General features: G+C 45.5%; 10 protein-coding genes. 7 read left to right on the plus strand and 3 right to left on the minus strand.

The genetic code is table 11. The features are described 5' to 3' along the window. Positions 1-579 precede the first annotated feature (579 nt). Positions 580-2,433, plus strand: coding sequence for an NAD(P)-binding protein (locus D1151_RS13730; RefSeq protein WP_160202387.1), 1,854 nt, complete (start codon positions 580-582; stop codon positions 2,431-2,433). Next, entirely contained in the window at positions 2,427-4,160 is a 1,734-nt protein-coding gene (locus tag D1151_RS13735; protein ID WP_161909274.1) for an NADH-dependent [FeFe] hydrogenase, group A6, read from the plus strand. Before D1151_RS13730 ends, D1151_RS13735 begins: the two co-directional genes overlap by 7 nt. Before the next feature lie 391 nt (positions 4,161-4,551). On the opposite strand, the gene D1151_RS13740 is transcribed toward D1151_RS13735, so the two are convergent. Next, positions 4,552-5,883, minus strand: a complete 1,332-nt coding sequence (locus D1151_RS13740; protein ID WP_161909275.1) for an MATE family efflux transporter — start codon at positions 5,881-5,883, stop codon at positions 4,552-4,554. 33 nt (positions 5,884-5,916) lie between these two features. Then, a complete protein-coding gene (locus tag D1151_RS13745) occupies positions 5,917-6,354 on the minus strand; it encodes a MarR family winged helix-turn-helix transcriptional regulator (protein ID WP_161909276.1) in 438 nt (145 codons plus the stop codon). Between the two features lie 422 nt (positions 6,355-6,776). Between D1151_RS13745 and D1151_RS13750 the strand changes: the two genes are divergently transcribed. Both D1151_RS13750 and D1151_RS13755 read left to right on the plus strand, forming a co-directional pair. Next, positions 6,777-7,004: a hypothetical protein gene (locus tag D1151_RS13750; RefSeq protein ID WP_161909277.1), complete on the plus strand. Its 228-nt coding sequence runs from the start codon at positions 6,777-6,779 to the stop codon at positions 7,002-7,004. 33 nt (positions 7,005-7,037) lie between these two features. After that, complete coding sequence (locus D1151_RS13755) at positions 7,038-8,450, plus strand: Sapep family Mn(2+)-dependent dipeptidase (protein WP_161909278.1); 1,413 nt, start codon at positions 7,038-7,040, stop codon at positions 8,448-8,450. Positions 8,451-8,511: 61 nt separating this feature from the next. Here D1151_RS13755 and D1151_RS13760 read toward each other — a convergent pair whose 3' ends face one another. Next, positions 8,512-9,417 carry a LysR family transcriptional regulator gene (locus D1151_RS13760; RefSeq protein WP_161909279.1) on the minus strand — a complete coding sequence of 302 codons (906 nt, stop codon included), beginning with the start codon at positions 9,415-9,417 and terminating at the stop codon, positions 8,512-8,514. Between the two features lie 172 nt (positions 9,418-9,589). Here D1151_RS13760 and D1151_RS13765 point away from each other — a divergent pair, with 172 nt between their 5' ends. From D1151_RS13765 to D1151_RS13775, 3 genes are read left to right on the plus strand one after another with little or no spacing between them, the layout of a single operon-like run. Beyond that, on the plus strand, positions 9,590-10,735 hold the full coding sequence (locus D1151_RS13765; RefSeq protein WP_161909280.1) for an amidohydrolase family protein: 1,146 nt from the start codon (positions 9,590-9,592) through the stop codon (positions 10,733-10,735). Between the two features lie 2 nt (positions 10,736-10,737). After that, a complete protein-coding gene (locus D1151_RS13770) occupies positions 10,738-11,916 on the plus strand; it encodes an amidohydrolase family protein (protein ID WP_161909281.1) in 1,179 nt (392 codons plus the stop codon). Further along, a complete protein-coding gene (locus tag D1151_RS13775; RefSeq protein ID WP_161909282.1) occupies positions 11,909-13,315 on the plus strand; it encodes a hypothetical protein in 1,407 nt (468 codons plus the stop codon). Before D1151_RS13770 ends, D1151_RS13775 begins: the two co-directional genes overlap by 8 nt. The last annotated feature ends 34 nt before the right edge of the window (positions 13,316-13,349 follow it).

Consider the following 13,349-nt stretch of genomic DNA (forward strand, 5'->3'; position numbering starts at 1 on the left):
TCATCAAAAAATATAAAATGTAGAAATAGAAAAAGGCAAGAGGGCAGATGCGAAAATCGCAGAAGGTCCAACTCGCCTTGTACCATAATATTATATCACAGATTCCCGGCTTTGTTCCAAAAAATATCTGACAAGTTAGGAGCGGCGGGTAGAAGCAACCTGCAGCGGGATAAAGAACAAAATATGTGGATAACTTCCTTGTTGACAAATTTTAAAAAACGTGAAATGATTGAAATCACTAATGTACAAGCTGTAAAGTTTTCCACATGAATAAGTTGAAAAAATTGTATACGATTTGGAAATAATTGTGCATAAGGTGTTTGGTGGTGTATTTTCTGCCAGATTTTTGGTGTGGAAAATTCCTTTAGCAAATGAAAGAAGAAAGGGGATTTTGTCCGGTTTTCGAAAAAAGATATTTCTGAATTTATGTTAGATTATAAAACTAAACTTGTGTTAAAAAATAAACTTTTCGAATATTTTTTGTATACTTTGACAAAAAATGAGCTGGATGCTATAATATAACATGTAATATTTTGGAGCATTTAGGTTTCAGAAGGAAATGAATGGAGGTTAGTTTGAATGGATAGACTTTACGTGAAGTCGAAGGACCGTGCCCAAAGAGCGGTAGAAGGGCTTTACAAAGATTTGGAGCGCAGAATTGCAGCAAGTCCGGCAGGGCAGTGCCCTGTAGATATGGCGGCAGCGTTTTTAAAGCTATGCCATGCACAGAGCTGCGGCAAATGCGTTCCATGCAGGACAGGACTTGGACAGCTGCAGAATATGCTGGAAGATATTCTGTCCATGGACACGAATTTGGATTTGAGCATTTTAGACACGCTTGAGAGAACTGCAAAGGCCATCAAGGTGTCTGCGGATTGCGCCATTGGCTTTGAAGCAGCGTCTATGGTACTGCGCGGTTTGGAAGGCTTTAGAGAAGACTACGAGTCTCATATTCTCAACCACGCCTGTGCAGATAATGTAATCAATCATAGAGAATCCGTACCATGCAGAGGAGCCTGTCCGGCGGGTGTAGATGTTCCCGGCTATACAGCGCTTGTTCATGCGGGAAGATATGACGATGCGGTACGCCTTATCAGAAAAGATAATCCGTTCCCAACGGTATGCGCGCTGATTTGTGAACACCCTTGTGAGGACAAGTGCAGAAGAAATATCATTGATGCGCCGATTAATATCAGAGGCCTGAAGCGCTTTGCAGTGGACAACTGCTCCAAAAGCGTACCGGTTCCGGAGAAAATGGATCACACAGGAAAGAAGATTGCAGTAGTTGGCGGCGGTCCGTCAGGACTTTCCGCAGCATATTTTTTATCCATCATGGGTCACGATGTAACAGTATTTGAAAAAAGAGCCCAGCTTGGAGGTATGCTTCGTTACGGGATTCCAAGCTATCGCTTGCCGAGAGAAAGACTGCAGTGGGATATTGACGCCATCGCGTCCACTGGCGTAGAATTCCGCACAGACTCTGACGTGGAGTCCGAGGAAGCCATCAGGGAGATCAAAGAAAACTACGATGCTATGTATTTGTCCATCGGTTCCCACAACCATAAGAACCTGGGCATTCCGGGCGAATACGCAAAGGGCGTAGTGCCTGCTGTGGAGATGCTCCGAGGTATTGGCGATGATGCAATGCCGGACTTCAATGGAAAATCTGTTATCATTGTCGGCGGCGGAAATGTTGCCATGGATGTAGCCAGAACAGCCAAGAGGTTGGGTGCCAGTGAGGTATGCATCGTTTACAGAAGGAGACGGGACGACATGACGGCACTGCCTGATGAAATCGGCGGTGCAGTAGCTGAAGGCTGTCAGTTGATGGAATTAATGGCACCGTCTGAAATTATTGTAGATAAGAACGGCAATGTTAAGGGGCTTTATGTGCAGCCGCAGATTGCAGGTGAGGCAGATAAGTCCGGAAGACCAAGACCCGTGGCAGCGGATCTGCCAAGAGTAAAAATGCGGTGCGATATTGTTATTTCTGCCATCGGACAAGCTACAGACTTTACATTCTTTGAACAGTATGGGGTGCCGGTATTCAGAGGAAATATCAAAACAGAGAAATCCAGCGTTGTAGACAAAGTGCAGGGCATTTATGCTGGAGGAGATTGCGTAACTGGTCCGTCGACCGTAATCAATGCTGTAGCTGCTGGTAAGGTTGCAGCAGCCAATATTGACAATTACCTCGGATATAATCATGAGATTACAGTAGATATAGACATTCCTGTACCGCCAGTGCAGGATCAGAAGGCAAGAGGCAGAATTGAATTAAAAGAACGATATGCTTCAGAACGAGGTGGCGACTTTGGCGCAGTAGAACTTCCAATGACCAGAGAGGAATCTCTGGCAGAATCATCAAGATGTCTGCGCTGCGACGCCTGCGGATTTGGTTCATTTAGAGGAGGCAGAATAGAAAAATGGTAAAGTTAAAAATTGATGGGCAGCAAATTGCAGTACCTGCTGGTACTACAATTTTAGATGCTGCTGCAAGAGTAGGAATTAAAATTCCACATCTCTGTTATTTAAAAGATATCAATGAAATCGGCGCCTGCAGAGTCTGTCTGGTCGAGAAAGTCGGCATGGAAAAGCTGGTCACCGCTTGTAATACAGAAGTAGAAGAGGGTGTTGAGATTCTGACTAACAGCCCAAAGGTCAGAGAGGTTAGACGAATTAATGTAGAATTGATTCTTTCAGATCATGACTGTAAATGTGTCCAGTGCGTCAAGAGCGGAAACTGTACCTTGCAGAAGATTGCCAATGACCTTGGCATTATTGAACAGCCTTATAAAGATGTACATGAAAAGACAAGATGGGATTTTGAATTGCCGCTGATTCGTGAAGCATCCAAGTGTGTGAAATGTATGCGATGTGTACAGATTTGTGATAAAGTGCAGGGATTGAATGTCTGGGACATTAATGGTTCTGGCTATAGAGCTTCTGTGGGGGTATCCAATAATCGCAAGATAACAGAAGCGGATTGTGCTCTTTGCGGACAGTGCATTACCCATTGCCCGGTAGGTGCGCTTAGAGAAAGAGATGATTTGCGTCTTCTCAGAGACGCTCTTGCAGATCCTGAGAAAATCACCATGGTACAGATTGCGCCAGCGGTGAGAACTGCCTGGGGCGAGGGAATCGGTATTTCCAAGACAGAGGCGACCACCGGAAAAATGGTCAGCGCATTGCGCAGAATTGGATTTGATTATATCTTTGACACTACATACAGCGCGGACCTTACAATTATGGAAGAGGGCAGCGAATTTATCGAGAGATTTACCCACAAGGAGCAGTATAGCTGGCCGATGTTTACTTCTTGCTGTCCGGGGTGGGTTCGGTTTGTCAAAACCCAGTATCCGGAATATGTGAAGAATCTGTCTACGGCAAAATCACCGCAGCAGATGTTTGGGGCGATGGCAAAGACTTATATCGCCCAGAAGCTGGGCATTAATCCGGATAAAATTTTCTCCGTCTCCATCATGCCGTGTCTTTCCAAGAAATATGAAAAGGGCGTGTCGCAGGTAGATGATGCAGGTCATGGAAAAGATGTGGATTTAGTACTGACCACCAGAGAGATGGACAGACTGATTCGTGCTGATAATATCCAGGCTCATGACCTGAAAGAGGAAGAGTTTGACGAAATCTTTGGAGAAGGATCTGGAGCAGGGGTTATCTTCGGCGCTACAGGCGGCGTCATGGAAGCGGCTCTTCGAAGTGCATATTTCCTTATAACAGGTGAAAATCCGGAAGTCGACAGCTTTAAGAGCGTTCGCGGGATGGACGGCTGGAAGGAAGCCACCTTTGAAATCAAAGGCATGAAGGTAAAAGTGGCAGTTGCCAGCGGTCTAGGCAATACCGGTAAACTGATGGAGGCGATAAAGCGGGGAGAAGTTGATTATGACTTTGTTGAGATCATGGCATGTCCCGGTGGCTGTGTCGGTGGAGGCGGACAGCCGGTCAAAGATGGCTATGAGTTTGCAGAAGCCAGAGGAGAAATCCTCTATGGACTGGACAAATTCTCAAATCTCAGATTTTCTCATGAAAATTCAGCTGTGCAGCTTACCTATGAGGAGTTCCTGGGAGAGCCCAATTCCCATAGAGCACATCAGCTGCTGCATACCAATTTAGAAGATTGGGATTTAGAGATGAACAGATAATTAAAGTAGGCTGCCTTGATATTATTAGGGCAGCCTCGCTGTTTCTACACCATTTTGGGATAAAATTGCGATTATGGTGCACTTTGATTTTTGGCGATTATAAAATCTGCACCATTTTTTCTTAAATCGATAGAAATGGTGCGGGAAAAAGATGCGATATTGCCGTGCAATTACAGATTCGTAAGATATTGGAAATATATCACATTTGTATGCGCACTTGAAATTCCATAATATACCAGTAAATTTCAAAAATGGAATTAGTAAAGAATCCCAACCTAGAAAAACTGCACCATGACATGGCCTTTTAGTCAAAATGGTGCAGTTTTTTATTCGGACTGATTTCAACTCCCACCATTGGTTAGTTTTCAAAGAAAATGGTGCGGAAACAGATTTATAGATAATGATATTTTTTTCGATTGAGAACCAGGCAGGTGACAGTAACTGCCAGCGTTAATATTTCTGCGGTAATTCCGGAAAGCCAGATGCCTGTAAGTCCCAGAAGCAGTGGCAGAGTCAGGATGATGGATACCTGGAATACCAGCGTTCTAAGGAATGAAATCAGCGCAGAGAGCGGGCCATTGTTCAGCGCAGTAAAGAAGGAAGAACCGAAAATATTCATTCCGCAAATCAGGAATGACATGGCGCAGATACGGAATCCTTGGCAGGTCATTTCAAAGAGAGTCTTGTCGTAGCCGACAAAGATGGTAGCAAGCGGCACAGCTAGAAGCTCTGCCAGACATACCAGTACAATGCCGCAGCAGATGATGGCGCGGGTGCTTTTTTTAAACAGATTTTTTAGTTCTGCATGATTTTCTGCGCCGTAATTATAGCTGACAATCGGTGCGCAGCCCATACTATAGCCCAGATAGATAGCAGCAAAGATGAAGTTTACGTACATGATTGTGCCGTAGGCAGCAACACCGTTTTCTCCTGCAAAACGCAGCAGCTGCAGATTGTAAAGGGCACCGACAAGGGAGGAGGAAAAACTGCTTAAAAGCTCTGAAGAACCGTTGGTGCAGGCTTTTAACAGTGCCTTTGGATAGAATTTAGTTCGAGTCAGTGCAAGCAGGCTGTTGTTCTTCCTTGCAAAGTAAACGATTGGGAAAATGCCTCCAAAGATTTCTCCGATGGCAGTAGCGATTGCCGCGCCTGCAATACCCCAGTGAAATACCGCAATGAACAGAAAGTCAAACAACATGTTGAGGACGCCGGAAATAATGGAGACGTAAAGTCCCAGCTTCTGTTTTTCAGCAGCGACAAAAAAGGTCTGAAAGGCGCACTGCAGCATAAAGCAGGGCAGTGAAATCAGCATAATGCGGCAATAAAGCACGCAGTATTCCAGCAGTTCACCTTCTGCGCCCAGCAGAATGGATATGGGGCGGACAAAAATCTGTGCCACTAGGGAAATGGTGACGCCGCCGATGATTAAAGCGTAAATCAGCATGGAAAAATACTGATTGGCAAGATCCTGTTTCTTTTCTCCTAAGGTTTTCGCAACGATGGCGCTGCCGCCGGTACCCAGCATAAAACCAATGGCGCTGAGCGCTCCGAAAATTGGCATAATCAGGTTGACTGCAGCGAAAGCTGTTTTGCCCACAAAGTTGGACACGAAAAGACCATCGATAATTGAGTAAATGGATGTAAAAATCATCATGACGATAGATGGCAGGACAAAGAGAAAGAGTTTTTTATATGTGAAATGTTCTGATAGTTGTATTCGCATGTAGAATCCCTCCTTTTGCAATTTAGGTATATGTTATTTCAAGGATGCAACTTCCTGACGCAAGTTGCCAAGATACCTGCGCATGAGCTGCAGCAGTACCTCGCCGCTATCACCCAGCGCAGAAAACGCACGCATTTCCATACCCATGACAGGGAGAATTTTCTCTTCAACAATCTTATGCCCGCTGTCTGTCAGATAGATTTGCAAATTACGGCCTTTGCCTTTTTCCAAATAAATATAGCCGTTTGATTCCAGTTTGCGGATGGAGGAATTGACGGTCTGCTTACTGAGATAGGAATTGTCGCAGATGTCTTTCTGCGTGCAGCCTTCTCCCAGACAGCACAAATCGTAGAGAATGCTGATTGCGCTGTTGCAGGAGCCAAGACGCATGGCGACTTCCCTGTAAATATCGCTTTCTTCCTTATATAGACGGTTGAACTCCAAAAATTCTGGACTTAAAACTGTTTTCATCAAAAAAACCTCCTGTATGAACTGTCGCTTGCCGTAAGCAGCGAAAACTGAGACAAGTCCGAAATCGGACTTTTGACAACAATATATAGTATAGTCCGAAGTCGGACTCGTGTCAAGAGGAATTTTACCGTGTATAATCGCGCAAGAAGACTACAAGATAGAAATTTGTATTTTATAACAAAAGAAAAGGCATTTTACAACACGGCAAACGCATGAAAACTTTCGCGGCTTTGTTCGTGAACTTTGCACGCCATGTAGATGTACTTTTTTCTTTAATATGGCGCTGACCATGGATGAAACGCCACATTTAATCCTATTTTAAAACGTAGCGGCGCGGTGTGAAAGAAATGCGCCATGTTCCGCTTTTATTCCTTGAAACATGGCGGTAATTACCCCTTCGCCTGCTCAACAGCGCCATAACTATGGAAAAAGTTTTAAAATATGGCGTTCCAGAGGTGTCTTACGCCAGAGTTACGGGAAAAGCTTTAGAATATGGCGTTTTTGAAGTACCTCACGCCATAATTTTGAAAAAAGCTTTAGAATATGGCGTGCTATTCGGCAAGGAACCTGTTCAGCTTTCAGATTTCATGCGTTTGCCGTGCTTTTTACAAGAAATCCTATTGACAGCACTAAAAGCCATGATAGAATGATACTGTAAACACAAGAGAAAGAAGGTTAGGAAAATGGAACAGAGGATACTGGATACTATGCCGCAGGTAAAGGCTTATTTTGAAGCGCATCGTGCAGAGTTTCTGCAGGATTTAGCAGCGTTAATCGCTATAGATAGCCAAAGAACAGAGGCGAAAGAGGGTATGCCTTACGGGGAAGGTCCGGCGCAGGCGCTGGCAAAAACGCTGGAAATTGCCGCAGGCTATGGACTTTACACGGAAAACTGGGAGAATTATGTAGGCATAATTCAGCTGGACGACAGCAAAGAGCGGAAATTGGAAATCCTGGCGCACTTGGACGTCGTGCCGGAGGGTAAAGGCTGGACAGTAACAGAGCCTTTTGTGATGAAAGAAGTGGACGGAAAAGTATACGGCAGAGGAACCGCTGATGATAAGGGACCAGCGCTTGCTGCCATTTACGCACTTCGCGCGATTAAGGAACTGGGAATTTCTCTGCAGCAAGGGGTCCGGGTTGTAGTCGGCTGCGACGAAGAATGCGGCAGTTCTGATTTGGACTACTATTGGACAAAGACAAGCCCTGCGGAGATGACATTCTCACCAGATGCGGATTATCCTTTGATTAACTTGGAAAAAGGGCATTTCGGTGTGAAAATTAATGGAATTCTGCCAAAACAGACAGGCGTTGTAAAGATTCAATCGGTGCAGTGCGGTACCAAGAGCAATGTGATTCCGGCAGACGCGGAGGCTGTGATTTCTGGTGTTTGTGAAGAAGAGATGCGAAAGCTCCTTGCGCAGCTGGCGGAAGAAACCGGTGTAGAAACTGCGCTTGCATCTGAGGGCACACAGCTTCACGTTGCCTTAAAAGGCACTGCCGCCCATGCAGCAGATCCTGACGCAGGCAACAATGCGGCGACAGCAATGTTGCAGCTACTAGCGAAACTGCCGGAGGCAGATTTTGCAATGCTTAAGGCGCTGCACGAAATCTTTCCCCATGGCGATGGTCACGGCAGATCTGCAGGCATTTACGGACAGGATGAGGAATCCGGTGAAATCAGTGTGTCCTTTAATATTTTGAACATCGATGAAACGGGAAATCTCTTTGCAGAGGTGGACAGCCGGACGCCGATTTCCATGAGCGAACCTGATTTTGCGCCGTTGCCTGAGAAACTGAAGTCAGCCGGTTATGCAGCAGAGACCAGTATTAGCGCGCCGCATTATGTATCGCCGGATACACCGCTTGTCAAGACACTGCTTGCGCATTATGAAACATGGTTCGGTGAGAAGGGAGAATGTATCGCCATCGGCGGCGGTACTTATGTGCACGGACTTCCGGGCGGCGTTGCTTTTGGCTGCGCTAAGCTGGGTGTGGATAACAAAATGCATGGACCGGATGAGTTTGCGGAAATTGATCAGCTACTGGTAAGCGGAATGCTGTTTGCGACCGCGATTTATGATTTGTGTAAATAAGGATGTAATGACTTAGTGCAAAAAACGGGAAATCTTTTCTGAGATTTTCCCGTTTTTTTCTTTAATATGCTTTCTTGTTTTCATAGTAATCTATTACAAATCGATAGAATGGGTGAGCTTCAATCTTGGGACGATTTGCGCTGTAAACCAAATAAAAAGTCAGCTGATGGTTGTTTGCAGGAGCTTGAAAGGGCAGTGCACAGAGATGAGGATACTGGTTCAGAATAGGAGCACAACGACTCTGAGGCGCAAGAGAGAAGTCTCCCGGTTTTGTAATCATGGACGGAAGGAAATTGCTATTGCAGACACTGGAGGAAATCTTTAGAGACGCCGGAAAAATTTCAATCTGATCAGCAGAGTAGGTAATCAGATGACCGTCAGCAAGATCCTCCGCATGGATGATCTCTTTTTTTGAAAGAGGGTCCGTACGGAACAGCAGGATGGATAAGGAGTCAGAAAACAGCGGGGCGAAGCCTATTTGCTGTAAATTGTTTAACGCACCTGTAGTTGCATGAAGGAAATAAAAATCAATTTCTTCTGAAAGAAGTTTGCTGAACGCAACATTATTTACCATGGTGTCATTTATAAAATTGACTGTCCAGTGAGGATTTGAAGACATAAAAGCGGAGACTACCTGCGGCAACTCTGAATAGATTGCCAGCGAAAGCAGGGCAATATTAATACTACCGCCCTCTTGGTGGGTCGAAGAAAAGCTTTCCATTTTGTGGAGAAATCCTTTCCATTGTGCAATTAGCACGCTGGCATTTTCTACAAAGTGGTGTCCGGCATCGGTTAGTTCTACACTGCGGTTGTTTCTCAGGAAGAGTACCATGCCTAGTTCTTTTTCGACTCTGGTAATTCTTTGGGATACGGCAGACTGGGTTAGGAATAGTTTTGCTGCCGCTTTAGTGATGCTCTTTTCTTCCGCCACTGACAAGACGCAGAGAATATCCTGCATATCGATCATTTCAGACAATCCTTTCTTATCATTAATCTATTTTACGATGCCATTATAAATGATAAATTTACAAAAGGCAAGGAAAGACGTAAACTTTACTTAAAACAACATGTTATTGAACACATCAGTCGTCGCCAGCGAGATTGATAGAGTCAAAACTTTGAAACGAAAGGAAGCTTAGATGGAAAAGAAATTAGCAATTCAGTGCGGTAGACTGCTGCAGCCAGACGGTACTTATAAGGATAGGCAGACCGTGATTGTAGAAAAGAATAAAATAAGAGAAGTGCGGGATGGTTTTATCGCCTCTGCAGACTGTCAGATTATAGACGCAAAGGATAAGTGGGTGACACCAGGGCTTATTGAATCCCACGGTCACCTGGCAACAGGGAATGACACCAATGAGATGGCAACAAATCCAGTTAGACCATTTTTTTCGGTTAGAGAAGCAATCAGCCCAATAGATCCCGCCATCGCAAAGGTGCGCGGCGGCGGTTTTACTACATACTGCATTTTACCGGGTTCAGAAGCTTTAATCAATGGCACCGGTGTGACGATAAAACTAAAAGATGCGGCAGTCGTCGATGAGATAGAATTGGCAGAGTGTCAGCCACTGAAGCTGGCGCTGGGAGACAATCCTAAAATGTTTATGGGGAAAAAAGGTATTTCACCAGCTAGCCGCATGGGAAACGCTGCAGTACTGCGGCAGGCATTTTATAGTGTAAAGGCGCAGCTTGACGCGGGCAATTTTGATTTTGAAAGCGCAGCAAACTGGCAGAACATTCCTGTAGCAGAGGCGCTGCAGGGAAAGAGACTGGTGAAAATTCATTGTCATGATCCGCGGGATATCGTTACGGCCGTCAAAATTTCTGAGGAGTTTGGTCTCGATTATACGTTGGAGCATGTGACCGGCGGCAGATTAGTTGCAGAATTTTTGAGGCAACATAATGTTCGCTGCTGCCTGGGACCGCTTTTGATGAATCCGCTGAAATATGAACTTGAAACAATTGATCCGGTCAATCCTGGTATGCTGGAGCAGGAAGGCGTAAAGTTTTCCCTAATTCAGGATGCGGCCTGGGATACGGATACTTTGATGCTGCCATCGCTTGCAGGGGTCTGTACCGCTTATGGACTGTCACAGGAGGCAGCGATGCGGGGGCTTACGATAGAGGCGGCAAGAAACCTGCATTTGGAACATAGAATCGGTGCAGTGGAAGTAGGTAAGGACGCAGACCTTGCGGTATTTAATGGAAATCCGCTTTTAAATACGACGAACTGTGAAATGACGATGATAGACGGAATGATTTACAATTATAAAAAGGAGGCGTAGCTATGAGCATGACAGTAATGAAAGCAAAGACAATCATTGTATCTCCTGACAGGGTTCTAACGCCGGGTATTATGATCATTGAAGATGGAAAAATAAAATCAATTGGCAGGAGTACGCAATACCCTGAAACAGCAGAGGTAGTGGACGCAGGGGAATATGCGATTTATCCTGGATTTATCGATGCGTCCAGCCATCTTGGTATCAACAAAGAACCATTCAACTATATGGAAGACACTTGGGACGGCTGTGATTTAGGCGCAGCAATGCAGCCACAGTTAACTACGGCAGATGGATTTAATCCGTTTTCACAGGCGATTGAAAGAGCCAGGGAGGTCGGTATTACGACAGCTTATGCTGCAGCTGGCCACGGTGCGATTATAGATGGACAGGGAATTGCGTTTAAGCTAAAGAAAAGTGAAACGGCAGATGAAATGTTTCTGCCAGGTACGCAGCAGCTGCATTTGTGTGTTGGTGATTACCCGCTGACGGGTTTTAAACAGAAAGGGCAGCCGCCAATGACCCGCATGGCGCTGATGGATATGCTCTACAGTGAACTTTGCCGTGTAAAGGATGTGGTGGAAAGCGGTGAAAAACCAGCTGATCCGAAAACCGTAGTATTGGCAAAGGCGTTGAAGCGGGAAATAAAGGTGAGGGTTTACGTCTTGGCAGCCCAGGATATTCCTCCTGCCGTAAAGCTTTGTGAGGAATTTGGACTGGACTATATTCTGGATGGTCTTTACGAAGCGTGGAAGCTTCCTGAATTCTGGACAGCACATGCCCAAACAGTGCTGCTGAACGGTGTGCCGTTTGGACCGATGCAGAACTCAATGGCAGGCAAATATGATATGTCTATGGAATGCTTTTCCGTACTAGAAAAGGCTGGGTGCGATATTGTGCTGACTGCGGATGGTGTGACAACAACAAGGATGCTACCGTATATGGCGGGCTTTGCGATGGGTCATGGCTTATCCGAAAAACATGCGCTGGCATCCATCACTACTTTGCCTGCGGAACTGCTAGGCTTGTCAGAACATATCGGCACGTTAGAAGAAGGAAAGGATGCAGATTTCTCAATTTATACAGGAAACGCGCTGCTGTCTACCTCAAAGTGTGTTGCGACATATGTGGATGGAAAGCAGGTGTACGCGGATGTAGAATTTGGAGGGAGAAAACATGAATAAAATTCATCCATATACGACAGAAACTTTTCAGCCGCTTCACGCTGCGCAGAAATTAGAAGCACCATTGCGTGACGGCAAGATTGCATTTGAAGCGGTGACAGAGGATCACAGCTTTTATGATGAGGAAGGCAGAATAGAAGCTGTAATTTCAACAATTTCTTATCTCAGAACGGATGATGAAAACAGCCAGCGTCCGGTTATGTTTTTGTGGAATGGGGGACCTGGCAGTGCGGTCTCCGTGCTACAGCTGGAATGCTTTGGTCCTTACTGTATTGCTAGAGACGAAGAAGAAAATCCAATCTTTGGGATGGAAATAGAAGCGGACACGATTTTGGACCTTTGTGACCTTGTATATATGGATCCGGTGGGAGTAGGATATTCCAGACTCTTTCGGGAGGAAGCAGCAAAACATTACTTTTCGGTGGATGGGGATGCACGCAGTATTGCTTTTGCTATTGTCAGCTGGCTGAAAAAGCATCAAAGATGGAACAGCCCAGTATATTTATGCGGAGAGAGCTACGGCACAATCAGAGCCTGCAGGGTACTGGATGAATTGGGAAGAAATCCGTTCTATGGAAATCGGATGATGCTCGGAGTGCCGGTAGCCGGTGTCATTTTAATTGGTTCGGCGCTCTCTGTGGGAAAGTCGGGAAACGAATTGATTGACCCTGCCCTGGAACTCGTTACGGCGGCACTTCCATCTATGGCGGCAGTTAACTGGTATCATAATCATCAGGAAGACGAGGAAAGAATCGCTTTTGTGGAGGCAGCCTGGACATTTGGAAGAACACGGCTTTTGCCGGCGCTCTTTGCAGGAGATGACTGCAGTCTGGAGGAAATAAAGGAGCTTGCGGCGGAACTTGCCAAATATACAGGAATGGACGCTGCGTATTTTGAAAATAGCAGATTAAAACTGCGGACTCTGGATGATTTTATGACCCAGGTGGTTCGTCATAAAGAACGCCGTGTTGATTTATATGACGGGCGCATGACGTCACCTCTTGCGGGAGCCTATAATATGGTTGGCGATAGAAATATACCTCTTTCGGTTATGAATGGTATTCTGATGCCGAAGCTAGGTGTGGATACGCAGCGAATATATTATACTGGTAATCTGAATGTATATCCTGACTGGAACTACACTGCGGAAAATGGAAAATCCCACATGGACTGTCTGCGAGAGGCAGCAGAACGGATGCCAGATATGAAAATTTTCATGGCAAGCGGGCTATACGATCTCTGCACATTAGCTGGAAATACCAGATATCAGTTTAGCCACAGCGGAATTGCCTATGGGAGGGTTGTGACAAAGGAATATCCCGGCGGACATGGCGTTTACTCCAGCAAAGAAGGAAAAGCCGCGTTTTTACAGGATGTGAGATCGCTGATAAAGGAATGATGAATGGACGGGAAAATCCTACTCGTGATTTTCC

Origin of the sequence: Emergencia sp. 1XD21-10 (genome assembly GCF_009936045.1) — a bacterium.
In the GTDB taxonomy this organism is placed as follows: domain Bacteria; phylum Bacillota; class Clostridia; order Peptostreptococcales; family Anaerovoracaceae; genus Senimuribacter; species Senimuribacter intestinalis.